This window comes from Pedobacter cryoconitis, from assembly GCF_014207135.1.
GTDB classification, from domain to species: Bacteria; Bacteroidota; Bacteroidia; order Sphingobacteriales; family Sphingobacteriaceae; genus Pedobacter; species Pedobacter cryoconitis_D.
In genome coordinates this window covers 400,728-426,355 of record NZ_JACHCC010000002.1, presented here as the reverse complement: position 1 = coordinate 426,355, position 25,628 = coordinate 400,728, and the positions used below count along the sequence as shown (strand labels likewise).

Sequence of the window (25,628 nt, the reverse complement as noted above, 5' to 3'; positions counted from 1 at the left end):
TAATTTTTCAGAAAGGCCATTTTTAGCGTTTTTTGCCAATAAAACAAATAATTTGAGTCGAATTCCCCTGTGATAATTATGATAATCCAGCAAATTTTGAACCCAAAGAATCAAAATAGGATAGACATTAGATAAAAGTATAGCCAATTTGTAAATCTGCCGTTACAAGTAAAATATTATTCACAAACGACATCAAATACTACAAACAAATGCTATATCTTTAATTATGAATCATAAAAACGCTCTCTTTCTCATTCGCTTAGCAGTGGCTACTATTTTTCTTTCTCACAGTCTACATGGCGTATTTAATCATACTGTCAATGAATTCGGTAAATCTTACCTCGACACAGTAGGATTCGCTCCATTTGGTATTTATTTTGCCTGGGGTCTGATGGCTTTCGAAATTATCGGTTCCATATTACTAATATTTGGAAAATACCTAAAATTAATCGTACCTGTTTTCATTTCTATCTTGCTTATCGGGATTGTATTAGTCCATTATAAAGAAGGCTGGTACGTTGTAGGGCCAGGAAGAAACGGTATGGAATTTAGTTTCGTATTGATCGTTTCCTTAATTGCTGTTACATTGCCAGCGAGAAAAGTAAAATACGGATAACCCACCTTAAACCATGAATATTGAAACACACGAACAAGGAGAAACTAAAATAGCAGAAGTCATTTCTGACGATATTCTAATCAGCAATGCAGAAGAAGGGCTGCAATTGCTTGTCGATCTGTATTACCAGGGCTTCGACAAGATAATCATCTATGAAAAGAACGTCATTCCCGAATTTTTTGATCTTAAAACACGTCTCGCGGGAGAAATATTACAGAAGTTCTCCAATTACAGAGTACAACTGGTAATTATTGGCGAATTCAGTAAATACCCAGGCAATAGTATTAAAGACTTCATTTTTGAAAGCAACAAGGGAAAGTTAGTCAACTTTTTACCAACTATAGCTGAAGCTAAAACCAGGCTTTTCAGTTAAAAACAACATTAAATTTCGTCTCAGTTAGCGGAGAGTAGGGTAACCTGCACTCCGTTTTTAATAAGATCTGGTCATCAGTAAATAATATTTTAGATAGATCTATCTATTTATGAAACGTCTTTCTATCTTTGTCCAGATTTTAAGCTTATGCAAGAGAAAATAAAAGTTAAAGACAGGATTTTGAACGTTGCTACAGATTTGTTTGCCCGTCAGGGTTTCAATCAAACCGGTATTAACCAGATTATCGCCGAAGCAAATATTGCAATAGGATCTCTATACAATCATTTCTCCTCTAAAAATGACTTGCTGCTTGCCTACCTGGAAAGACAGGAAGAGGAGTGGTTCGAAGGACTTGATAACCTTACGGAAGGGGTAAAGAATCCTAAAGACAAAATATTCAAATACCTGGAGTATCGCATCAGACAGCAGGTCAGTTCAGATTTTGCTGGCTGTCCATTCATCAAAATCACTGCCGAAGTTGGTTCAAGTGATTTAAAAGTGCTCCAGGTGGTAGAAGCCCATAAAGAAAAACAACGTGTGATGCTAAACGGGCTTTTTGAGCAGGTAAAGCAAAACAGTGCCCTCGATAATAAATTACTGGCTGATACCTTTTTCCTGATGGCGGAAGGGGCTACAATCACCACGACAATTACCAGAAATATCAAAGCGCTGGAAGATGTGAAAAAATTCCTGAGAAAAATGCTCAGCTAATTTTTTTTGATCAAAACAAAAATAGATAACTCTATCTAATATATTAACTTTTAATCTAAGCTATATGATCACTAAAAACGAAACGTTTGATGGAAGTTTTCCATTCAGACCTTATTTTTCATCCGCTCCCGGATTCAACATGCATTACATTGATGAAGGTATGGGTGCTGTCGTTCTCTGTCTGCATGGAGAACCAACCTGGGGTTACCTATTCCGGCATATCATTACGCAGTTATCCGGAAGTCACCGCGTGATTGCACCAGATCACATGGGATTTGGAAAGAGCGAGACACCTGCCGACAGAACCTATTGGTTACAGGATCACATTAACAACCTTGAAAAGTTTGTACTGGACCAGGATCTAACAGGCATCACACTTATCATGCATGATTTTGGCGGTCCTGTCGGTATGGGACTGGCAGCGCGACATCCAGACCGGATAACAAGCGTAATCAGCTTAAATGGACCCACACCATTCGGGCAGCCAGAATTAGCCCAGGCCTGGACAGCCAATGTAAACGCATCCCCCTGGTTTCAATGGATCCTGCAAGCAGAAAAACACGGTAAACTCGAAAAAATACTCAGTGAAATCCACTACCATATCCTAAGCACACTCAAATTAAATGGATTTGAACGGAATGAGCTGATTACAGATACCTGGATAGAAGTATACCGTGCTGCTTTTACAAGTCCTGAAGAAAGCCTGGGTGTCGTTGGATGGGCTAAAGGAGTTGCAATCGGAGCACATCGCTTTGAAGAACCATCCGATGAAGCAAAGATGAAAATAAGCAATCTTCCGGCGCTGGCTATTTGGGGAGCGGCTGATCAAACATTACAGGGTGAGTACCTTATACCTCTTTTCCGTAAAACATTTCCTTCAGGTCATGTCTATGAATTGCAAAATGCCGGTCACTATAGCCCCGAAGATGCTCCGGAAACCATTGGCCTTTTAATCCGTCAATTTCTGGATCTAACCTCAAAAAACAAATATTCACTTACTTAAAAATATATAGACTTATCTATATTTTTATGAACTCGAAAACCTCTAAATGGCTGTCTATGGCAGTCGTATCATCTGCAATCTTTCTGGCTGTGATAGACATTTTTATTGTCAACGTCGCTTTACCAGCTATCAAAAAAGGAATTAACGGAACAAATGGCGAACTACAACTGGTGGTTGCTATTTACTTATTAGGCTATTCGTGTTTCCTCATTACCGGAGGCAGGCTGGGAGATTATTATGGCCGGAAAAAGATGTTCATCCTCGGAATGTTAGGCTTTACTATCAGTTCCTGTTTTTGCGGAATGGCAGCTTCAGGATTCCAGTTAAACCTGGCCCGTTTTTTTCAGGGGATCAGTGCTTCATTAATGACCCCACAAGGAATTTCATATATACAATTTCTTTTCCCGGAAGCTAAAGAGCGCATGAAAGCCATAGGTATTTACGGCGTTATCGCAGGTTCTGCTTCTGTAATCGGCCAATTCCTGGGGGGGCTTTTGCCCGATACCCATTTTGCAGTTGAAGGCTGGAGACTTATATTTTTTATCAATTTGCCTTTAGGGATGATTGCTTTGCTTGCTGCGGTATTTTTATTGAAAGAAACCGTAAGAGACACCTCACAAAAGTTTGATTATGGAGGGGTTGTTATACTGACTCTGGCACTCTTTTGTCTGATCTTTCCGGTAATAGAAGGAAGGGAACTCGGCTGGCCTGTATGGAGTATTGCCTTATTTGTACTATCTATTGTACTTTTTATCCTCTTTATCCAGGATCAGAAAAGAAAATCAGCTATGAATAAAGCCCCTTTAATCGATGTAAGATTATTCCGTTACCGGGATTTTAAAATCGGGCTGTATGCTTCTGTTTTTTATTTCCTGGTACAGGAATCCTATTTTTTAATCACCGGTGTATTTTTTCAGGACGGTTTAGCGATTAGTTCACATACAACAGGATACTATTTTGCATCTCAGGGGATCGGATACGTAATCGCTTCTGTATTATCGGTAAAACTAGTCCACCGTTTCGGCAAAAAGGTCTTGCAGTCAGGGATATTGATGATGATTTTTGCCCTTATCCTTCATCTTATTTTCTTAGTTATCTCAGGGGCAAATCCGGTCGCTTTTATGGTTATCCTGTTTATTTATGGGGTGGGCTGTGGTTCGGTCTTACCATCCTTACTGGCTTTGTCATTAAAGACGATTCCTAACCAATTTGCCGGTACAGCATCAGGAACCTATTACACCGTTCAGCAATCAGCCATTGCTTTAGGAGCAGGTGCAGTTGGTGGCATCTTTTTTTATTTTGCAGGAGATGCGCCGCGGTTTCAGGATTATGTTTTTGCCTATAAATCGGCCATGATAACCAGTATTGTTCTACTGTTGATCGTAAGTGTTTTTCTCCTGATTATGCCTGATCACAATCATACAAAAACAGGAGATGAGCAGGTTGGACACTAGCCATGGTAAACCCTTGAAGCATTTATTTTCCCTACTGTAATTTCAAGTACTTCGGCAATCAGCATATCCGGCTCACCTTCCACCGTTCTTATATATTCCATAAAAACGCGTTTGTCATTGGAAGTAAAAGACGTAGGCTGATAGCGTAGGGTAGGCAGACGTTCAAAAGAACCTTTCCACCACTGGCGAAGAGCTGCTTTGCCCTGAACCAGACCATTGGTTTCGGGTTGCCTGATTTTTAATTTCGGACTAAAATGTATAGCATTGTCATCATATAACGCTAACAGTGCTTCAAGGTTCTGTGTATTAAAAGCATCAAACCATTGCCGGGCGATATGTTCAGCGTTAAGATTGTCCATCTGTTTTTCTTGTTTAGGCTGGCAAATTAAATAAAAATGTTCAGACAGAATAAGGCTCTTTGAAAAACTTAGGAAAGTCAGTTACTACCAAAGAAAATGATACTGAATTGTTCGGGTTGTGTTCGAGTACTGGTCGGGTACTGGTCGAGATGAGTGCATGGTGAGTGCATGTTGAGTGCATGTCAGGTCCATGTATTTTAACTAGTTGAAAAGCATGGACTCACCATGCTCTCAGAGCGTTCTGAATATGCATATATCTCGACCAGTACCCGACTACAATCCGAACAGTACCCTAATTACATATTGTTATTTTAATATTCTAAATCGGATTATTTATTCGAAATTCGGCTTGTTAAAGAAAGCTACCCGCAAACTGAAAAACTTATGATTCCTAAATTGAAAAAGAAACACCTTAATCATTTGCTGATTTTGTCAGTTTCTTCCCTGGTGATGTTCACTGGCTGCAAGAAAAACGGGGCCGATCAGTCCCCTTCAACAGTTTCAACAGTCTCTACTCAAAATGCTGCCACTGCTTTTGACCTTAATGAAACTGGTACAGTAGAAACTGACCGTAACCGGTTAGCGACTAATATGAGGTTAACAGATTTTACGCCTACAGGCTTATATCTGGCGCCAGGAGGGACTTTAACAGTTAAAGTAGAACAAGTCTCCGGTACCCGTTTGCCTTCCTTACTGGTAGGGACATACTCCAGATACAGGGGATGGAATGATCAGCCGGCAATTGTGCAACTGAAAGCAGGGGATAATATCATCAATGATGCAAGTTTGAAAGGATATGGAGGTCTTTTATGGATTCGTTACACCAATGATGCCGCTGATGCTAAAGCTAAAGTGACGTTTGTTTCCGGGTTTAAACCCGTTCCTTATTACATCGCAGGTAAAACTACCAATGCACAATGGAAAACAATGCTGGCTTCAATGACTGATGTGCCTGATGTGGTGTTAACGGGTGAAAGAAATTATCTGGTTGTAGATAGGTTAAATGCGATCAAATATCAAGACCAGGATCAGGATGCTTTATTGAAAAAATTAGCCAGTGTTATCAAAATAGAGGATGATCTGAGTGGGCTGGATGGTTCAACAGACAGAGATAAACCCAGCATCTATAAATATTTGTCTACCCAGCATGAAGATCCGTCTTATTATTTTTTCGCTACCGATTATCGCACTGCTTTTATAGGTTCATCAATTGATGCCATCTTGACCAATGCAGCAGTAGGCGTTGATGGCTGGGGAGTATGGCATGAATTAGGTCATCAGCATCAGCAAATCTGGACCTGGTCGGCTATTACAGAAGTAACCGTAAATACGTTTAGCCTGGCTGTTCAAAGAAACTTTTTACCAGGTCAGCCAACCCGGTTAACTAAAGATGGCGTATGGACTAAAGCCAAAACTTACCTGGCTAATGCCGATGCGGATAAAGATTTTAATGCTTATACCAATGGTAAGGATAATGCCGGGAAAGATATTTACATCAGTAAGGTGCCTTTAACAGATGTCTTTGTACGTCTATGTCTGTTCGATCAGTTAAACCTCAAATATGGCGCTGCATTCTGGCCAAATTTCTATAAACAAACACGGATGGATAAACCATCTTTAAATACTACAGATTTAAAAATGGAGTATTTTATGGTAACTGCGTGTAAGATATCGGGAAATAATTTAAGTGACTTCTTTAAAAAATGGGGGTTGAAATTATCTGCTCAGTCGGCAACAGATGCAGTATTTGCAAAAATTGCAGCTTTAAATCTGCCTCTTCCTGGTAGTGATCTGACATTGATCCAGGAATAGATCTTTTGAAATTACTAATTTTATGACATGACCTTATCTCATGATATCCCATCAAAAATAGATCCCCTCATTAAACATTTTGAAGATTATCTCCCTTTGGATGAGTTTGATAAGTCAATGCTTCTACCCAGAGTTGTAGAAAGAAAAATTAAACGGCGACAGTTTATTTTGCAGGAAGGAGACGTTTGCCAACATTATAACTTTGTCGTTCATGGCTGCTTTAAAATATATAAAGTAGATGAGAAAGGAGTAGAACATAATATCCAGTTTGTTGTAGAGAACGATTGGGCAACTGATATTGGAAGTTTCCATGCCGAAAATCCGAGCGAACTCTACATAGAAGCAATGGAGCCCTCTACTATTCTGCAGATTAATAAAACAGATTTACTTTTTCTCTATGTTAACTGTCCTAAATTTGACCGCAATTTCAGAGTAATCATTGAAAACAAATTTATAGAACTTCAAAACCGCCTGTTGCAGTCCTTTAGTGCCAGTGCAATGGAACGTTATCTCGCATTTCTACAGCAATACCCCGCGCTGTCTCAACGCATACCGAACACTCAGATAGCCTCTTATCTGGGAATTACCCCCGAATTTTTAAGTAAATTAAGAAAAGACCTGGTCTCAAAGTAGATTTCCTTAATCTACCTTAAGGTTTTTTCTTATGATAGCTTATAGGCTGTAAATGATGGTTTGCCTCAACTTTGTATTGTAATTATTGCGAATCAAACAATATAAAAAATGAAAGCGATCATATTAGAAAAGAATGGAGGACCAGAGGTCTTAACTCTTCAGGAAATTGCAGAACCTCAGACAACAGAAGGAACTGTTAAGATAAAAATCAAAGCTTTTGGCTTAAACAAAATGGAATCCTATAGAAGACAGGGGATGATAGGGCCAGTAACTGAACCCGCTATTTTGGGATTAGAGGCTGCCGGCGAGGTAGTAGAAGATAAATCGGGTAGATTTAAGATTGGTCAGAAAGTAGTCACCCTGATGGGTGGATCGGGGATGACACGTCCTGGCAGCTATGCTGAATATGTGGTTTCACCTGCCGATTATGTACTGGCGATCAACAGCGATATTTCTTATGAAGAACTTGCGGCTATTCCCGAGTCATTCGGCACCGCTGCCGTTGTTCTGGATAAAGTTTTAAATGTTCTTCAAGGAGAAACGTTACTGGTCAAAGGAGGAACCAGTGCAGCTGGTATAGCCGTAATTCTTTATGCCAAATTTAAAGGAGTGAAGGTAATTGCAACCACAAGAGATGCTGGTAAATCTTTCCGCCTTAAAGAACTGGGAGTTGATTTTGTCATTGTAGATCAGGGAAATGTTTCGCAGGAAGTACTCAAAATTGTTCCCGATGGCGTGGATAAGGCGCTGGATGTGGTAGGAGGAGAAGGAATCCTGGATACGGTTGCCGCTGTCAGGCCTTTTGGCGAAGTCACAGTTATCGGTTTACTCGGCGGGCCTCCTGTAATCTCAGATTTCAACTTAATGAACCAGCTGGGGCGATCTGTAAAATTAAGCTTTTCGTCGAGCAGATTACTGGGGACTAAAGCTTATCCTTTGACAGAAACTCCATTAAATCTTATTGCAGCGCATGTTTATTCAGGTAAAATACCTTCATTAAGAACAGCTACATTTTCTTTTGACCAGATTGAGGCTGCCCATAAACTCCTGGATAGTAATCAAACCAATGGTAAAATCGTAATCACCGTATAAACACCAAATGGAAAATCAAAAATGGCAATCGAAATATCAGGATGCTTTAAACGCATCAGATGTAAATATGGTATTACATTTCAGCGTTTGATTGGTGCATCATGGAATAATCTTTATATTTAATAAAGTTTAATTATCTATATGAAAGCGTTCAAAATCAGGTCTTTAATCGTGATAATAGTTGCGGTTCTATTGAGCTCATGTGCTTCCCTGGCCACTTCTTACATCGGTGAGACATTGCCTGCAACGAGCAAGTTAGACGTTTTTTATGCGGCCAAAGATATTAAGCAGGATTACAAAGTGATCGGACACCTCATTACCTCTGTCAATACCAATGTAGAGGCTGCAAAGCGAACGACTGTAAAAAAAGCAAAAGAAATTGGTGCTGATGGTATCATTTTCACTAACGTAGATTTTACTGGTGGAGGCGACCCACCCAATTTCATCACATCGGAATCAGTTAAATCGGAAGCAATTAAATATAAAAACTAGCAAACCGATCATTGCTCAGATACTTTTATTAAACTTCAAAAGTTAATACAATATTGAAAGACAGCAAATTGCTGTCTTTTTTTGTTAGAAAACTGTAAATGGTAACATGATTTGTTTACAAACAGGTTAAATACTGCCATATACCTAGATTATATAGTCATTCACGTAATATTTAATCGTTTTAGCTTTACTACATATATATTAGCGATATCAACCTATATCTAAATAAAATGAAAAAAGCAACAAACAAAAAAGTGTTTTATCTCCTTACTGTAGTAGGAGCAACGTTTTTTATGACCTTCACGGGCTGTAAAAAAAGTGAATCAGTGGCCACAGATCCTTCAGCGAAAACTGCCCCCGGCAATGTATCTCTGGATAATGTACTCGCTGATATGAAAAAGATCAAGACACTCGGATTTGATCCACTGAGTGTAGTCGTAACGCGTGATGGCTATCTGGTAGAGGGAGACATCAGGATTACCAAAAAGAACCTTGATGCCAGCTTTACCGCTTTATCCAAACAACAGGGTCAATACTCTACAAGGTATCCAATAACAGTTACCGGGGGTACAAGAACAATTAATTTAGCACTATATGATGCATCGAATACTGCTAAATTCAGTGAAGCTTTCGATTCAACAGTAGTAGCACTGAACAACCTGAAATTGCCTTTGAAATTTGTAAAGGTAACCGACACCTTAACCGCAGACATTATCACTTCTTTCTCTGATTTGGGAGGAGCTGATGCAAATGGTTCGGTTACATTAGGCCAGGATGGTTCGTTTGTTGATGCCAGCGGAAATCCAGGTAAACACGTTTCACTGAACAGTAACCCTGATGCTGGTTATACTACTGCCAGCAGAGCATTCATCTCAAGTATCTTGAACCATGAATTCGGACATGCAATTGGTCTTAGACATACCGATTACAAAAATAGAATATACTCTACACTCAAATCAGGTGGATACAGTACCAGTGTGGCCAATCAGGACATCATCCTGACCAGTATCACAAAAAATCTGGTTGACGGACAATATGGAGCTGGTACATGGGATGCACAGACTGCTGCTAATCAGAAATCATTGAAAAATCAGGTGGCTGCTTCTGGTTATGTAAATGAAGGCGACCAGACAGGTACAGATGCGCAGGCAACACATATCTATGGTACGCCATTGACGCCAACTTATGGATCTACCACAACTACAGACCCTGCTTCGATTATGCTGGCAGTTACAGGCAGTCAAGGTAATCTTGTTTACAGTCCATATGATAATATTGCATTATTTGGTCTGTATGGCAATGCAAAACAGACTGCACTGATTAAACAATCACTAAGTGTGAACGGAACAGTTACGGCTGCCGGGCAGACTTTACAACAGGTAGTAACTGCGGTTAAAAAACTGAGTACTAACTAAAAAATAGAATGATCGTTCATCTACCTATATGAACAGATATTTTATCTAAATTATAAACCCCGATGTTAAACTGTCGGGGTTTATATATTAACCGGCTTTTTTGAATTCATAAACTTCTATATTGAAAAAAAACTTTACAAATATTTACCGGGTGGCCGGATTGCTGAGTGTTTTACTAATCAACCCGCTATTGATGAAAGCGCAGTTGAATGTTGGTATAAATGCCGGTATCAGCAGAAATTCCCTGATCAGTAATCGCGGTTACAGGTCTAATACAGATTATACCAAGGTAGACGGTTTTACAGCAGGGATGGTTGTCCGGTATCCTGTCAATAAATATGTCACCATAGGAGTGGAGCCTTCATTCATTGGTAAAAATTATAAAATCGTGCGTAATGATTATTATCAGGGTGTATATCAGGCAACCTATAACAATTATATTCAGTTACCTATGCTGGCTACTTTTTCACTAAGTAATCAAAGAATGCTGGGCGGGATTAGCGCCGGTGGTTATTCGGCCTATTGGGCGCACAGCAGAAAAAAGGGAGTAATTCCCAATCTCTCGGATCTGAGTACGCAGGACGGGGATTATACCAACGTATTCCAGAATATCAAACCCTTTTCTTACGATGAAACTTATCATTTTGACAATAAACTAGATAACAGATGGGAGTTTGGATGGGTAGCAGGACTGGACTTTCAATATACGCTGTCCAGGCAGTTTGCTTATTTTATGACTGCCCGCTATTATTATTCTTTAACGGATCAGGGAAAAAACTATACAATTAACCAGGAACAGCGGTTTAATCAAACTGTCGTTATTTCGGCAGGTTTGTTATTCAGGACTGGTCAACATCATAAAAAACACAGATGGCAGTATGATTGATAAACGGACAATAAAAGGGAGCTATAAATCCCGGAAGATTTATTTTTTGAAGGTACTGCTTATTATTGTTCTGCCGTTAACAGTGGCATGCCGTAAAGAGCTGGCTCCTGAAATTAATCCTTCAGGTGTAGCTGGAAAAGACTTCAAGGAGATCTTCGATGCTTTCTGGAATGGAATGAACCGCAATTACGTGATGTGGGATATAGACAGCACGAACTGGAATGAGATGTACCGTGTTTTTTCTCCTGCTTTTGCTAAACTTCAATTCAGTGATCCGGCAGACCGGTTAAAAGCTGCACATTATTTAAGACAGATGACCGCAGGTCTGAAGGACTCTCACTACACTTTGCAATTCAACGATCCGCTTTTAGCTGATTCTATCATGATCCCTGCCGATATCCGGTTAAAACAAAGACCAGATTATCATTCACCTTATCCAGCTGATTACTTTGATCAGGTTGCACAGCGTTATCTGGATCAGCCTTATTATGATGCTGCTTATAACACTGACCCCGAACATTCACTGCGGTATATTGCAGGTACTATTCATCACAATATCCTTTACTTCCGTTTAAATGCATTTTCTGTTTACAGGGCGTTTAACAGTGATAATACCAGGATGACTACTTTATTGAATTTTGTTTTCAATAGCATCAAAAATAACAATACGGCAGGTGTTATTATTGATCTCAGAGACAATACCGGAGGAGATTTACAAGACCTTAATTTCTTTAGCGGGCGGTTCATCAATACCCCGCTGCAATATGGGTCATCGCGTTACAAGAGCAATAACAATCCATTAGACTACACCTCATGGATGCCGGCATTGGTAACGCCAGTGGCTGGAAGTAAGCCATATACCGGAAAGATAGTTGTTCTGGTGAATATGTATTCTATCAGTATGGCAGAATTAACCACGATGGCGCTCAAAGCGATGCCTAATACAACTGTTATTGGAGAAAGAACTTATGGGGCAAATGGTTCGCTGACTGCCGAAGCTGATCTGAACGGAGGCTCTTTTACTATCGGGGACTTTGCTGTGATCAAAACAGCCTCTGCTGTCTTTAAATTTAAGGATAACCAGATATACGAAGGGTTGGGCTTTCCGCCTGATATTCTGGTACCCTACGATCAGTCTGGTGTTGCGGCTTATACAGATAAACAACTCGAAAAAGCAACCAGCCTTTTTACACCTTAATTAATCAAAAAGGGTTACAAAATTATGATTTGTAACCCTTTTGAATTATGAACTGAAGATAACCTTGTTTGCTCTTTTCAGGATATAACCTTTTTCACTTTTAAGTAAGGTCAGGTCTCCTTTTTTCCAGGTGGCTCTTTTTCCGAGTCTGGTTGCAGATAATATCGTGCTGGATTTTGAAGAAGGTAGAAAAACTTCAGCTTTTTTATTATTCTCACTTAGAATAACGGCTGTATTTGATGTAGAAGATCCTTTTGGATCAACTTCCTTTAGTTGTATTTTTTGTTCAAACAGCCTGACGCAGTCGTTTTTCAATACCGAAAATGTATAACCTGCCGAGCCTATACAACCGTGTTTATCTCTGTCTCCTCCAACTACTTTTGGCGCAGTTTGAGCGTAACTGAATGATGCAAATGAGATAACCATCACAGCGGTCGTAAGTAAGAATTTTGTTGTTTTCATAAGTTTATGAGTTTAATGATAAGATAGCTAATATTAATAATCGAGCCAAAAATAATTTCAGTGGTCATGGTTTTTCCGATGTTACCACGACAAAACGTCTATTGGTGTAATAAAATTTAATTCTATTATAAATTTTGTGTAATTGTTATGTATAATAATTAATTATACAAATAAATAAGCCTTGTAGTTACAATTTACTGCCGCCTAATCACCTAATCAAAAATAAATCTCTATGAAAAACTTATTATTTGCCCTTTTATGTGCTTCTGCGCTGTTAACCTCTTGTAAGCGAAGCGAAATGATCCCTGCCAGTGGGAAAAGTACTGAAACTAATGCCTTAACAACGGGAGGAACTCTCCGTGTTTTTGACCAGATTTTATTTTATGATGGTTATGCCGCAACGGTTTCTGAGCCAGTTCCCGAAGGTGTAATCAGAGTGAATAATGCCAAATATGTGAAAAAACTAACCACAACACAGTTAGAAAGTATTGGTAATGGTTTACAGCTAAAAGTTACTATTAAAGCATCCTGCGATAATTATGACCGGATTGGCTATGCAGGCTTAGCCCTGGTTAAGAAAGATGCTGTTTATAGCGATGGCGATGCCAAACATCTGGAAATAGGCCGTTTTATAACTCCGTTTATGAATAAAAATAAAAAACCGGATGAAGTTCCTTATTTATTCAGTGTAGATAATTTAGCTGCCATTCTAAAAGATCCTGCTGTCAATGCTGCTTATGACCTTTATCTGGAGTTAAGCGTATTTGGTGTTCCTTATGCTGCCAATAAGGAAATTGCCGGATGTGCCGGTAGAAACGATGTTTTTTTTGGAACACTTGATTTAATCAGCACTACTGGCTCTGTTACTGTTAATCCTGCTGTGAGTCTGGAGCCAATGTCTTTCAATCAGAGCATCAATAATTATGATAATACAGATGTAGCGGGTAAAACTGTAAAATCTATCACCGTTAATTTAGCCACAGCAGTTAAAGCTGCCAAATTATATCTGATCACTTCCAATCATGGGGCTAATGCCGGAGGAGAGGAGTATAACAGACGTGATCATTTTGTCTATTTTGATAATACCTTGAAACTAACTTATAAACCAGGTGGTAAATCATGTGAGCCTTATCGCCCTGTCAACACACAGGGTAATGGCATTTATGGATCTACACCTAAAACAACTGCGCAATGGGCATCATTTAGTAACTGGTGTCCTGGAGATGCGATCCCAATCCGCGTGATTAGCCTGGGAGACCTGACTGCAGGTAGTCATACTTTTAAAATAGAAGTTCCTGATGCCGTATTCAAAGATAAACAAGGATATATACCGCTATCTGTCTATCTTCAGGGAGAGAAATAATGGAATTAAAAGGGAGGGAATACAAGACCTCCCTTTTTTGTTTAACAGTTATTACAAAACAGTAGGTGTGTTTTTTGTGTTGTAGGTGATATTTTCAATTTAAGGATGGCCGGGAAATCAAAAAAACGCATTGCCATACTTGGTGCTGGGCCAAGTGGGTTATTTTTATTTAAAAGGTTTGTAGAACAGGATAACAAAGATTTTGAAATTGAGATTTTTGAAAGAAAATCTCAAATAGGTTCGGGTATGCCCTATAGTCATCAGGGAGCAAATGATGAACATATCACAAACGTCTCTGATAATGAGATACCGATGATAGTTACTTCGATTGAAGAATGGGTGCAAACTGCCCCTGGAGACCTTTTACAACGCTATCAGATCAATCCCGATCAGTTTAATGAATACAAGGTCTTGCCAAGATTGTTTTTTGGTGAATACCTGACTGCGCAATTTGATCTGCTGTTGAAAAAAGCCCGGAAAAAGGGATTACATACAATCTTACACTTAAATACAACAGTTACAGATATTACAGATCAGCCTGAGCATAATCAGGTTTGGGTGGAGATCAACAGAGATGAAACACTTAAATTCGATCATGTAATCATGAGTACGGGGCACAGCTGGCCATTACAGTATGAAGGAAAAGTACCCGGCTATTATGATACACCTTATCCACCTGCCAAACTCAGGCTTGGGCTTAATCATCCGGTAGCCATCAGAGGTTCTTCTTTAACAGCCATAGATGCGATCCGGACGATTGCAAGACATAACGGATCTTTGACCAGAACCGAAGATGGAACAATGACTTATACACGCGCTGCGGGTAGTCCGGAATTCAGGATTATACTGCATTCCAGAAACGGGATGCTCCCTGGTGTAAGATTTCATCTGGAAGATTCTCATCTTTCCAATGATTCTCTGCTAACCGAAGAAGAGCTGGCTGCTCACATTGCACAGAACAACGGATTCTTATCACTTGATTATATATTTGAAAAGAATTTTAAGGATATATTCCAGGAGAAGGACCCTCAGTTTTATGAGCGTATTAAAGCACTGTCAGTAGAAGAGTTTGTCGACGAAATGATGGAGCTAAGGGAACGTTTAGACCCCTTTCAACTCCTAAAAGCTGAATACATTGAAGCTGAGAAATCAATAAAAAGACAAGAATCTGTCTACTGGAAAGAGATGCTTGGTGTATTAAGTTTTGCCCTGAATTATCCTGCAAAGTACTTGTCTGCCGAAGATATGAGCAGGCTTCATGACTCCTTAATTCCATTGATTTCTATCGTTATTGCTTATTTACCTCAAAGCTCTTGTGAAGAATTACTGGCCTTAAATGAGGCTGGTGTACTTGAAATGGTGACGGTTGGCTCACAAAGTGAAGTAAGAGCTGAATCCAGGGGAGGAGCTACCTATTATTATAAAGATGAGAATGGGAAGGATCAGGCTGTATATTATCAAACATTTATTGATTGTGTGGGGCAGCCGCATTTATCTTATCAGGATTTTCCATTTGCAGGTATGTTATCAAAAAATACCATTACTCCGGCGCGCTTAAAATTCAGTTCAGCGGAATATGGGAAAAGGGTTATGGATAGGGAAGAGAAAAAAGTTATTCAGGGAACAGACGGGACTTATTACCTGGAAGTACCCGGGATTGCCATCAATGATAATTTTCAGGTCCTTGATCACTATGGGGCATATAATGATCGTATTTATATGATGGCCGTACCTTATATAGGTGGATATAATCCCGACTATTCAGGACTTGATTTTTGTGAGGAAGCGTCTTTGAGAATTGTGAATTCTATAAAACCATTTGATCTCTGAATGGTTATTAGCTCCAAATAAGCTCAAATCATATGGAATCTAAAAAGAAGATTACTTTCGAAATTATAGCAAATAAAATTACCTGCTGGACAGGAAGCGTTTCAGCATTTTTGATGGCATCATTAGTAATCATCATCTGGGCTATATCCGGACCGGTATTTCATTATTCAGAAACCTGGCAGCTCATTATAAACACGGGCACTACTATCGTTACTTTTTTAATGGTGTTTTTAATTCAAAAATCCCAGAATAAGGAGAGTAAGGCTATACAGTTGAAGCTCAATGAACTCATTGCTGCTTCGCGCTATACAAGTAACCGCATGGTTGATGTAGAAGCCCTGACTGAGGATGAGCTTGACCTACTTCACAAATTTTACGAGAAACTGGCTTCTGCTGCCGAAAAGGATGATGATATTCATAAATCTCACTCTATCGACAGGATTAAGGAATTAGAAATTCAACGGAACAGACTAAAAGAAAATCTGTAATGTCCTTATCCGAAAGAATTATTTCCTCCAATCAAGGTTTATTAGAGGAAATGGTGCAGCTTAAATATAAAGCAATGTCAGAAAATGCTTTTCGGTTTTTCAGAGGCACCTGTGACTTATTTTATCAGGATCTGAAAACCTGGAAAGAAATTCCCGGATCGCCCTTAGGATGGATCTGTGGAGATCTTCATGTAGAAAATTTTGGAAGTTATAAGTCGGATGACGGACAGGTGTATTTTGATTTAAATGACTTCGATGAAGCCATTCTTGCACCAGTTATCATGGAACTGGTAAGAATGCTGACCAGTATTTTTCTGTGTTTTGACTTTCTGGAGCTGGAAGAAATTAAAGCAGTGAATATGGTTCAGGTATTCCTGAGAAATTATTCTGCTGTCCTTGTCAAAGCGAAAGCTCTGCCAATCGAACCGCGAATAGCTAAGGGAATTATAAGTACTTTTCTGCAGTCGGTCAGCAAACGGAAACAAAGCCGGTTGCTGGAAAAGCGAACAGAAGTAAGAAAACGAAAGCTGGTATTGTCTCTGACTGATGAAAGACATTTTGAATTAGATAAGGAAGAACGTAAAGAATTAATACTTCATCTAACGGACTGGATAAACAATCATAGTATCAGTCCTTATAATTACAAGGTTAAGGATGTCGTTTTTCGGTTAGCTGGTACTGGTAGCGTAGGTATTAAACGTTATATGTTTCTTTTAGAAAGTGTGCAGAAAAGGGGTAAATATCTTATCATAGACATGAAACAGGCTTTAGGCTCGGCACTTTCACCCATGATTGATGTCAAACAGCCAAATTGGGAAAGTAATGCCGAAAGAGTTGTATTTGTTCAACAGATGTGCCAGCATATGCCTTGTGCTTTATTAAGTCATACGAACTTCAGAGGTGATTCCTATGTCATGAAAGAGATGCAGCCAAACGAGGATAAGATCAAATTCAAGTTGATTCAGGACCAGTACAGAGATGTATATCAGGTGATAGATGATATGGCATTTTTAACAGCTTCATCACATCTGAGGAGCTCGGGAAGGAAAGGTTCGGCTATTGCAGATGAACTGATTGAATTTGGAACTAACCAGAGCTGGCACCAAAGTCTGATCGATTATGCGCATAGTTATTCAAAAAAAGCAATGATAGACTATGATATATTTAAACAGGAGTTTGATGCAGGTACTTATCAGGTCATGGAGAAATAAATTACCAATTCCACAAGGAATTGGTAATTTGTATTATTGAATTAGAATCTATAAGCAATACTTAATCTATAGTTTCTTAATGGTTCTGTCTGCCAGGCATAAGTGGTGACAGTCCCAAAATTATAGACCTCACCATCGTACAGGTATTTATTTAATATATTAAACACATTACCGGTGATTTTGATCTTGTCAAGTCCCCAGAACAGACCACCATCCAGGCGGAAATAATTTGGTAAGGGTTTATTGTCAGTTCTGCTCCATGTCCCTGGTACACGGCCTATCTGCCATGAAAAACCGGTTGAAACTCCGGCACCTTTCAAAAGACCATCCTGTAGTGTATAGCTTAACCAGCTGTTTGCGGTATGTTTTGCAAATCCTGGTACAACGTCACCAACCTTGATGCTTTCCACGTCAGGATTAGCTTTAGTTACTTTCCCGTCGGTATAGGCATAATTGGCAATAAGCTGCAGCCCTCTGGTAATTTCGCCTCTCAGATCAAATTCGATCCCCTGTACTCTTTTTTCACCCAGAACGACACTATATACTCTTCTTGGATCAGTAGGGTCGCTGGTTAATTCGTTTTGTTTGACAATGCGGTACAAGGATAAAGTAGTATTGAATCTATTATCAAACCAATCTTTTTTGATGCCGATTTCTGTATTGACCCCGGTCAGTGGCTTAACCTGTGCGTTGTCGCGTAGTATTCCGCTTTGAGGAATAAAAGCCTTGTCATAAACAGCGTAGACAGAGGTTTTATGATCAATAGAATAGCTCAGGCCAAATCTTGGTGAAAACTGACTAGCTTTGTTTGGGGTTTCCGGAGGGGTGCCCCAGTTGTATTCACTGAGGTCTGTATATCTTCCGGCAAGTGTCAGCCTTAATTTATTGCTGAAAAAGCCAAGTTCTTCCTGCAGATAAAAAGAGTGGTATTTAGATCCGATTAATCCCTGTGCATCTATTGCCCTTTCTTTCAAAGGAGTTAAACGTCTGGTGTTAAAAGCAGTATAGGCTGCGGGATTGGTACCGTAAACAGGATGTTCACTGTTAAATGGGTTTTGATCCGTATCCAGTTGAACACTTGCATTCCAATCTGCCTCGTACTTTTTATTACCGGCATCAAAACCGGCCAGAATACGGTGCTGAATGCCTCCTGTATTAAAGTTTCCGTTCAAAAATACCTGTGCCAGTTTCATGCTGCTGGCCGCATCCCATATACCGATACTGCGGATAAGTGTTCCATCGGCATTTACTTTTGACGGCCAGGCGCTGTTACCCGACATTTTATAATTGTAGTAAGCTCCCTGAGCGGTTAGTTTCCAATGCTCATCAAAGCGGTGCTGCACGTTCACGGTGACACTTTGATCGTTGATCGTAGTGGGAGGGATCAAGGGATCGGATTGCGAAAAATCAACAGGGAAAGTCCCGTAACCTTTTACGCCAAAGATATAAGAAGAACCAACCTGGCTCATTTTTGCCTGTTGCACTACATATTCTGCAGTTATCTTTGTATTCCCGGTCTGATAAGACAAGACAGGGGCAAAGCTGTATCTGTCATTATATTCAAAGTCTCTGTGTGATTTTTTGTTTTGTCCCGAAGCATTGAGCCTGAACAACAGTTTGCCATCCTCAGTAAGTTTTCTGTCAAAGTCGACTGTTGTACGGTACATATCATAACTTCCGGCCGTAAAAGACACTTCTCCTTTATCGATTCCGGTAGGTTTTTTAGTGACAACATTATACAGTCCGCTTGGATCGCCGCTACCCAGCATAAAACCTGCCGGGCCTTTCACAAATTCTACATGATCAACAAAGCTCATATCTTCAGTGAGTGGCCCCCAAAAAGAATTAACCACATTGAACCCATTCCTGAAGGCCTGGATCTGTGAACCCCTCATTTTAATGTTTGCATACATATCGGCCCAGTGCTGGGTACGTATAGCCCCACTTACATTTCTGATCAATCCGTCGCTCATACTGGTAATTTGCTGATCCTTGATCACCTGCTCACTAACAATCTGAATATTCTGTGGAGCTTCGAGTAATGGCTCGTTTAATCTTAAAGAAGCGGAAGGAAGACTGATCTTATATTTGTTTTTGATAGCTGCTATATTAACTTCTTGTAGGGCCTCGTCATTCTCGGCTAAGATAAAATTGACTATTTTGGTTTCTCCGGCACTAAGCGTAATATTCTTTTCAGTGTGCTTTATGCCAACGGCTGAAGCTTTAATAATGTAGGACCCGGCTTTAATCTGTTTAATGATAAACTGTCCTTTTTCATCAGAGGTGACACCTATGCCTTTGATTGTAATAGAAATGTGTGGTGCGGACTTTCCGTTGGATATTGTAACGCTGCCTTTAATGGTTGCTGGTTGTTGCGCAAAACAGATCAGACACTTAAGCAACATCCCTGCTGTTAATAGTAAGATTTTATTCATGTATCTTATTTAGATTAATTAAAAATAATAGCAAAACTATACAATACATCGTGAAAAATCAAACAATAAAAAATAAGTTAACAGGAATTGAGGTTACATGATATCAATATTTCATAATATTATAAAAGAAAGAAGCCTGCTCAGAATTGAAGGTTTGTTTGAGCAAACATGTAGTTATAAGCCCCCTGGCACGTATGTTTCAGCATAGGGAACTCAGGAGTCAAAATATCTTAACTTTGAAAGATGATAATCACAATTCAACAGTACGACCCCACGTGGAAACGGGATTTTAGTGAGATCGAAGCAGAGCTTGTCAGCGCTATTGGTTTTTTGAACCCGGAGATCGAACATATCGGCAGCACATCCGTACAAGGCTTGTCTGCTAAACCTATCATTGACATTTTAGTAGGCGTTCAGCACGAAGATGACCTTGATAAGGTTCCGCCTTTGCTGATGGATAAAGATTACGTCTATTACGAAAACTATAATGAACAGATGCCGTACCGTCGTTTTTTTGTAAAGCTAAAGTCTTCTCCGCAGAGTTTATCCCTGCCGCTCCATATCAGATCGGCAGCTGCCATTACCGAACAATTACACCGTCAGGATCTTCGTTTAGCGCACATCCATGTATTACCTTTAGATTCAGTACACTGGACACGTCATATTGCTTTCAGAGATTACCTGCGTACTCATCCAGAGATTAAAGAAGAATATCAGCAGTTGAAAGAGAGACTAAGCTTACAGGAATGGAAAGACGGGATTGAATATAATGATGCCAAAGATTCTTTTTTGAAGAGGGAAGAACAAAAGGCTGTTAATTGGTATTTATCGTACATATCACAGCTCTAAATTAAATCAGCAGCAATGGACAACAATAACTTAAAACAGATTGCCCAAAATATCGTGCAGTCCCGCCTTGCGGAAGGTGCAGGGAACTAATCAGTCAACTGTCAAAAGAAAATCTGAAGGCTGTTGTCGAAGTGAAAGATGGTATCTTCGTTTGTCTGGCAGAACTCTTACCTTATGATTGGAAAGAAAATCTGGGAAGAAACTGGTAGTCAGATGCTAATCTTATCACAATGCCGCATTCTTCTAAAATCAAAGAAATTCGTAATGTAGAGGAGTTCAAGAAGTTTTATCTTCAGGATTCGCATTATTCTACTTGTCCGGAATGTAATCAGCTGGAGTATGCACAAGGAAACGGTTTTCTGGAAATTGTAGCTTTAGAAGATTTAAAGAAATTACACAACAAACATATCGGTCTTCAGACAAGGAGGAAATTTTATAGCATTATTCTTTTGGCAGAAGGGGAAGTAGAAGAAGTCATTGGCCATCAGAAATATAAGTTTGGTCCGCAGAGCATGTATTTTATCTCTGAGAATCAGCTTCATTCTACTGAATCCTGGAGCGAAGACCTGAAGGGGATTGTCTGTATGTTTGATGCAGATTACTTTCTGCTCTGTATCAAACATCAGATTACGCTTAATCAGTTCCCTTTTTTTCAGCTGGATAAAGTTCCATACCTCAATTTATCTGACCGGGAAGCACAGATGATGCAACATTTGTTCTGGAAACTCAAATCCGAAAGGTGTCAGAAAAAAACTTTTAATGATGATTTACTGGTTAGAATGTTTCTGAATATTATCCTTCTGGAGGCCGAGCGGATCTATCAGCAAAAGATAACCGGCGAGTCCTTTAACTTATCCAGAAAAGAACAATTGGTTGCCAGGTTCCAGCTTTTGGTCAATCAGCATTTTATGGAGAAGAAACAGGTGAATGCCTATGCCGGATTATTGCATGTCCATCCGCATTATCTGAATGATGTGGTGAAGGAAGTTTCGGGTTTTCCGGCTAGTTATTTTATCCAGAAACAGCTGTTACAGGAAGCCAAATCGCGTTTGATACAAACCAATTCGACGGTGTCTATGATTGCCATGGATCTTAATTTTACTGATGATTCTTATTTTGGGAGGTTTTTCAAAAAGCTAACCGGGTTCACACCTCTGCAATACAGGAAAGCACATCAGCACCAGAAATAGTCAGTCAGATATAATATGTGATATGTGCCATCTTTCCTCCGATAAGTGGTAAGATTGAAGCTATAAATAAGGCTAATTTTGCCAATCAAATTTAGGGAATGACAAATTCAGCAAATACAGTTCAGGGAGCAGCGGCATTAACATTTGATGTTATTATAATTGGTGGTAGTTACGCAGGACTTTCTGCGGCTATGGCTTTAGGCCGTTCTTTAAGAAAAGTGCTGATCATTGACAGTAATTTACCTTGTAACAGGCAAACTCCGCATTCGCACAATTTTATCACAAGGGACGGAGAGAAACCAGCTGATATTTCCAAAAAAGCTAAAACGCAGGTACTGAAGTATGAAACGGTGTCATTCCATGAAGATCACGTTGTGGAAGTACACAAAAATGAAGAGCTTTTTGAAGTCAAAACCTGGTCAGAGGTTACATTTTCAGCGAAAAAGGTCCTCTTTGCTACTGGTCTTAAAGATTTGATGCCTTCAACTGACGGCTTTACGGATTGTTGGGGAATATCCATTATCCATTGCCCGTATTGTCATGGATATGAGTTCCGGAACCAGACAACCGGTATTCTTGCCAATGGCGATATGGCATTTCATTATGCACAGCTGGTCACTAATCTTACCCCAAAACTTACCATTTTTACAGATGGCCCAGCTACATTCAATGCAGAACAAAATAAATTACTTAAGAAAAATAATATCCGGGTTGAACAGCAGAAAATAAAGGCTTTTATACATCAGAATGGGCACCTTTCAGCGGTGTTGCTGCAGGACGGATCTGAACATCTGTTGAACGCCATCTACACTACACCACCTTTTGAGCAACACTGTAAAATACCTGTTGAATTAGGTTGCGAACTCACAGACCGGGGTTTGCTGAAGGTTGATGATTTCCAACAGACTACAATACCAGGATTATATGCCTGCGGCGATAATTCGGCTATGCGCTCGGTGTCTGTGGCAGTATCAACTGGTTCAGTTGCTGGTGCAGCTATGAATATGGCTTTATGTGCAGCAGTTTTTAAGGATTAAAATATCGGCGTACCAGATTTTTTCTTCCGTGTCAACAGAATGAGCGCAATGATCTCAAGTCCTAATCCTATTCCTATCAAAGAACCGCGTAAAAAATCTGGTATTTTCAGATAGTGATTAATTATAAGAGGTAATGAGACGAATAGTAATCCGATAGCCATAAGTATCGGTGCTGGGATTAGCGGTTTTTTGGTTTTCATACTTGACAAGATAGCAAATTTCCTTTTAAATTCTTAATTTTAAGATAACCTTAAAAACTAGAAACCAATGAAAAAAGAACTGCTCTCAGGCTCATTATTATTAGCCCTCTGTTTATCCTTTTATGCTTGTCGGAAAGACAAGGGAGCTGCAAAGGGAAATGATGCTGCAGCCAACAGGCAAGCGGTAGCAAGTACCAATCCGATACTTGTCGTAAAAGATGAAAAATTGAAACAAGTTGCTTATCTGAAGGTAAATTCCGGCCGTATTACCAACGTTGGCAAATTCAAATTTGAGCTTAGTCCGGCCGAGCTAAAGACAAACGATGCTCAGCGGTTTTTTGATATTGCCATTGTATTTGAGTCTGCAAAGATCATACCTGCCAAATCGAAAAAACTTAGGGGTGAAACAGGTACTGATCTGGGAGATTATGTGCTTGCTTATAAAGAATGGAGCTCTTCTGCAAGTTTTTCGCCTTCGGCCAAAGCACTGAACCCAAATGATCTCTATAATTCAAGCGGGGTTAAAACTACCACTGGTGATGCGGGAAGGTATTCCTTAACGATGAATAATGAATTGAAGCAGGATATCCTGGATGTCAAAGCTACTGGGGCTACGGTTCTGATGTGCATTATGCCAGATCATGAAAATGCTGGCTGGAAAAGTTTTGCAACGCAGGATGCTGCCCGTAAATTTGCGGTGCAGATCAATGAGTCTATCAATCTTTATCAGTACGATGGGATTGATATTGACGAAGAGTGGGCAAGCTACTCGGGTACAACTTACAATGAGTCTATGTTAAGGGTATTATACGAACTGAAAAAACTATGGAAGGCTGAAGATAGCAGACATCCGGGAAAAGTTTTGATTACTTCAAAGGCATTATGGGTTGATAATGCAGATTTTCAGGCTTCTATTTCGGTTGAGGGAAGTAAATTTGTTCTTTCAGGGCTTTTGGATTACGGATGGGAAATGGGTTATCAAAGCTCACCTTCATCCAGGTTAGGTATGTATGAAAAAGCTGGAATGACTAAGGCCAGATTAGGTCTGGGGGTTGACTTTGCAGATAAACTTAATACAACACAATCCGGACTTGCAGCAGCAAAATATGTAAAAGATAATAGCTATAAATTTATGATGTACTTCGATGTAAAAGCAACTGATTTAGCAAATTACTCGGCGATATCTAATTTATTTTATAACCGGAAACTGATATATCAATAATAAATTTTCATGAACCGCTTTTCTGAAAAGGGAAGCGGTTTTCTCCTAACTGAACTGTTTCGGTTTTAGTTTTTGAGCTGCGCGGTCTGCGATCTCATGAATTCGGTTTTCTCTGGTCTGAATTCTTCTGGCAAGCACAATCCATTGTAAAAGAGCTTTTCTGACAGATTTGCTTAAACTTAAAAAGAAGTCTTTTGAACCTGGTTTAGTTTTGAATGCCCGTTCCAGGTCTTGTGGTATTGTTAATTCTTCTACATCGTCTATCATTGTCCATGAACCATTTTGTCTGGCAGCCTCGATGCTTTGGTAACCCGCCTGGGTCATCAGTCCTGTTTCTATGAGTTGCCGGATTTTTTCCTTATTAATTTTTGACCAGGTACTATTTGTTTTTCGTCTGCTGAAAAACTGCATAAATTTTTCTTCGTCCAGGGCCACTCTTTTGCTGTCGATCCATCCAAAACATAGGGCTTCATCAACAGCATCGCTCCAGGACATCGGTGCGGTATCAGCCTTTTTTTTATAATAAACAAGCCAGACAGCTTGTTTATGGCCATGATTTTTGGTTAACCATAATCGCCATTGTTTCCGGCTTGCAGGACAAAATGTTTCTGTATCCATTTTAGTATGGGTTCTGTTATCAGTACAAATAAAAGCCCTGGTTGTGACAACCCTATGTCAGGGGGGGAATCCGGGTGTAAAAATTCTTAGAATTGAACTTTGAATCAGCAATTTATCTGGTATTTCTTCCGGGGCATACTTTAGGCAGAGTTAATATTTTTAGCTAAATAACAGGGAGTTAAGTCGGCTGTTTTGTTTCTTCAGTAAAATGTATTATCATTGTATAATCATTGAGTAGTCAAGTATATGTCAACAATAAATACCTCCCTTAAAGCATTGATGAACCTGGCTAAGATCCAGGCTGTAATTTCCAGACGTTTTGATCAGCTGAACGTTCATGGTATTGGTTTTAGTGATTTTATGATCCTCTATCTGTTAGATCTGGCAGCAGATAAACGGATGCGTAGGGTAGACCTGGCTGAGAAAATAGGGATAACTGCCTCTGGCATTACCAGAATGCTTTTACCTATGGAAAAAAATGGGCTGGTATCCCGTGAGTCTAATGAAAGAGATGCAAGGGTGAGTTATGTTGTCCTGACGGAGACTGGTCAATCTTTATTTGAAGATGCAAAGAAAACAGCTAATTACCTGGCCGATGAAATTATGTCAGTTTCAAAGAAGAAAAATGTAAGCGCTTTCATCGATATACTGATTGAACTTGGTGGTAATATTAATTAAA

Annotated in this window: 25 protein-coding genes; 21 read left to right on the top strand and 4 right to left on the bottom strand. The window is 39.6% G+C overall.

Translation table 11 applies throughout. The annotated features are described in order from the left end of the window. The first annotated feature begins 226 nt into the window (after positions 1–226). The 5 genes from HDF25_RS04830 to HDF25_RS04810 all read left to right on the top strand — a co-directional run bounded on the left by HDF25_RS04830 (position 227) and on the right by HDF25_RS04810 (position 4,157). A complete protein-coding gene (locus tag HDF25_RS04830; protein WP_184623318.1) occupies positions 227–616 on the top strand; it encodes a DoxX family protein in 390 nt (129 codons plus the stop codon). A gap of 13 nt (positions 617–629) precedes the next feature. After that, on the top strand, positions 630–989 hold the full coding sequence (locus HDF25_RS04825) for a DUF4180 domain-containing protein (RefSeq protein ID WP_184623316.1): 360 nt from the start codon (positions 630–632) through the stop codon (positions 987–989). A gap of 147 nt (positions 990–1,136) precedes the next feature. After that, positions 1,137–1,700 (top strand): TetR/AcrR family transcriptional regulator, encoded by a 564-nt coding sequence (locus HDF25_RS04820; protein WP_184623314.1) that lies wholly within the window; start codon positions 1,137–1,139, stop codon positions 1,698–1,700. Positions 1,701–1,764: 64 nt separating this feature from the next. Then, positions 1,765–2,703, top strand: a complete 939-nt coding sequence (locus tag HDF25_RS04815; protein WP_184623312.1) for an alpha/beta fold hydrolase — start codon at positions 1,765–1,767, stop codon at positions 2,701–2,703. Positions 2,704–2,729: 26 nt separating this feature from the next. Beyond that, entirely contained in the window at positions 2,730–4,157 is a 1,428-nt protein-coding gene (locus tag HDF25_RS04810; RefSeq protein ID WP_221450852.1) for an MFS transporter, read from the top strand. Here the strand turns inward: HDF25_RS04810 and HDF25_RS04805 are convergent. Then, the gene (locus HDF25_RS04805; RefSeq protein ID WP_184623309.1) at positions 4,154–4,516 is read right to left on the bottom strand and encodes a nuclear transport factor 2 family protein; all 363 of its coding nucleotides are present in this window, start codon (positions 4,514–4,516) and stop codon (positions 4,154–4,156) included. The genes HDF25_RS04810 and HDF25_RS04805 overlap by 4 nt on opposite strands. A gap of 384 nt (positions 4,517–4,900) precedes the next feature. On the opposite strand from HDF25_RS04805, the gene HDF25_RS04800 reads away from it, so the two are divergent. The 7 genes from HDF25_RS04800 to HDF25_RS04770 all read left to right on the top strand — a co-directional run bounded on the left by HDF25_RS04800 (position 4,901) and on the right by HDF25_RS04770 (position 12,044). Continuing rightward, positions 4,901–6,328, top strand: a complete 1,428-nt coding sequence (locus HDF25_RS04800) for a M60 family metallopeptidase (RefSeq protein ID WP_184623307.1) — start codon at positions 4,901–4,903, stop codon at positions 6,326–6,328. Positions 6,329–6,355: 27 nt separating this feature from the next. Then, entirely contained in the window at positions 6,356–6,961 is a 606-nt protein-coding gene (locus HDF25_RS04795) for a Crp/Fnr family transcriptional regulator (RefSeq protein WP_184623305.1), read from the top strand. 108 nt (positions 6,962–7,069) lie between these two features. Beyond that, positions 7,070–8,053, top strand: a complete 984-nt coding sequence (locus tag HDF25_RS04790; protein WP_184623303.1) for a zinc-binding dehydrogenase — start codon at positions 7,070–7,072, stop codon at positions 8,051–8,053. A gap of 141 nt (positions 8,054–8,194) precedes the next feature. Continuing rightward, positions 8,195–8,545 carry a hypothetical protein gene (locus HDF25_RS04785; RefSeq protein WP_184623301.1) on the top strand — a complete coding sequence of 117 codons (351 nt, stop codon included), beginning with the start codon at positions 8,195–8,197 and terminating at the stop codon, positions 8,543–8,545. A gap of 230 nt (positions 8,546–8,775) precedes the next feature. After that, positions 8,776–9,960, top strand: coding sequence for a M57 family metalloprotease (locus tag HDF25_RS04780; RefSeq protein ID WP_184623299.1), 1,185 nt, complete (start codon positions 8,776–8,778; stop codon positions 9,958–9,960). Between the two features lie 121 nt (positions 9,961–10,081). Further along, entirely contained in the window at positions 10,082–10,846 is a 765-nt protein-coding gene (locus HDF25_RS04775; protein WP_184623297.1) for a porin family protein, read from the top strand. Continuing rightward, a complete protein-coding gene (locus tag HDF25_RS04770) occupies positions 10,839–12,044 on the top strand; it encodes a S41 family peptidase (protein WP_184623295.1) in 1,206 nt (401 codons plus the stop codon). Before HDF25_RS04775 ends, HDF25_RS04770 begins: the two co-directional genes overlap by 8 nt. Before the next feature lie 45 nt (positions 12,045–12,089). Here HDF25_RS04770 and HDF25_RS04765 read toward each other — a convergent pair whose 3' ends face one another. Then, a complete protein-coding gene (locus tag HDF25_RS04765; RefSeq protein WP_221450851.1) occupies positions 12,090–12,506 on the bottom strand; it encodes a hypothetical protein in 417 nt (138 codons plus the stop codon). 232 nt (positions 12,507–12,738) lie between these two features. On the opposite strand from HDF25_RS04765, the gene HDF25_RS04760 reads away from it, so the two are divergent. The 4 genes from HDF25_RS04760 (at position 12,739) to HDF25_RS04745 (ending at position 17,398) form a co-directional block, all read left to right on the top strand. Beyond that, positions 12,739–13,869 (top strand): peptide-N-glycosidase F-related protein, encoded by a 1,131-nt coding sequence (locus tag HDF25_RS04760; protein ID WP_221450850.1) that lies wholly within the window; start codon positions 12,739–12,741, stop codon positions 13,867–13,869. Between the two features lie 105 nt (positions 13,870–13,974). Beyond that, a complete protein-coding gene (locus HDF25_RS04755) occupies positions 13,975–15,699 on the top strand; it encodes an FAD/NAD(P)-binding protein (protein ID WP_184623293.1) in 1,725 nt (574 codons plus the stop codon). A 32-nt stretch (positions 15,700–15,731) separates the two neighbouring features. Further along, on the top strand, positions 15,732–16,187 hold the full coding sequence (locus HDF25_RS04750) for a low affinity iron permease family protein (protein ID WP_184623291.1): 456 nt from the start codon (positions 15,732–15,734) through the stop codon (positions 16,185–16,187). After that, positions 16,187–17,398 carry a DUF2252 domain-containing protein gene (locus HDF25_RS04745; RefSeq protein WP_184623289.1) on the top strand — a complete coding sequence of 404 codons (1,212 nt, stop codon included), beginning with the start codon at positions 16,187–16,189 and terminating at the stop codon, positions 17,396–17,398. Before HDF25_RS04750 ends, HDF25_RS04745 begins: the two co-directional genes overlap by 1 nt. A gap of 41 nt (positions 17,399–17,439) precedes the next feature. Here the strand turns inward: HDF25_RS04745 and HDF25_RS04740 are convergent, their stop codons facing one another. Continuing rightward, entirely contained in the window at positions 17,440–19,833 is a 2,394-nt protein-coding gene (locus tag HDF25_RS04740; RefSeq protein WP_184623287.1) for a TonB-dependent receptor, read from the bottom strand. A gap of 243 nt (positions 19,834–20,076) precedes the next feature. On the opposite strand from HDF25_RS04740, the gene HDF25_RS04735 reads away from it, so the two are divergent. From HDF25_RS04735 to HDF25_RS04720, 4 genes are all read left to right on the top strand, one after another. Beyond that, positions 20,077–20,682 carry a GrpB family protein gene (locus HDF25_RS04735; RefSeq protein ID WP_184623285.1) on the top strand — a complete coding sequence of 202 codons (606 nt, stop codon included), beginning with the start codon at positions 20,077–20,079 and terminating at the stop codon, positions 20,680–20,682. 230 nt (positions 20,683–20,912) lie between these two features. After that, a complete protein-coding gene (locus tag HDF25_RS04730; protein WP_184623283.1) occupies positions 20,913–21,872 on the top strand; it encodes a helix-turn-helix domain-containing protein in 960 nt (319 codons plus the stop codon). Positions 21,873–21,970: 98 nt separating this feature from the next. Then, positions 21,971–22,909: an NAD(P)/FAD-dependent oxidoreductase gene (locus tag HDF25_RS04725; RefSeq protein WP_184623281.1), complete on the top strand. Its 939-nt coding sequence runs from the start codon at positions 21,971–21,973 to the stop codon at positions 22,907–22,909. Between the two features lie 267 nt (positions 22,910–23,176). After that, positions 23,177–24,331, top strand: a complete 1,155-nt coding sequence (locus HDF25_RS04720) for a glycosyl hydrolase family 18 protein (protein WP_184623279.1) — start codon at positions 23,177–23,179, stop codon at positions 24,329–24,331. 45 nt (positions 24,332–24,376) lie between these two features. On the opposite strand, the gene HDF25_RS04715 is transcribed toward HDF25_RS04720, so the two are convergent. Further along, on the bottom strand, positions 24,377–24,949 hold the full coding sequence (locus tag HDF25_RS04715; RefSeq protein ID WP_184623277.1) for a YdeI/OmpD-associated family protein: 573 nt from the start codon (positions 24,947–24,949) through the stop codon (positions 24,377–24,379). A 246-nt stretch (positions 24,950–25,195) separates the two neighbouring features. On the opposite strand from HDF25_RS04715, the gene HDF25_RS04710 reads away from it, so the two are divergent. Next, a complete protein-coding gene (locus HDF25_RS04710) occupies positions 25,196–25,627 on the top strand; it encodes a MarR family winged helix-turn-helix transcriptional regulator (RefSeq protein ID WP_221450849.1) in 432 nt (143 codons plus the stop codon). The last annotated feature ends 1 nt before the right edge of the window (position 25,628 follow it).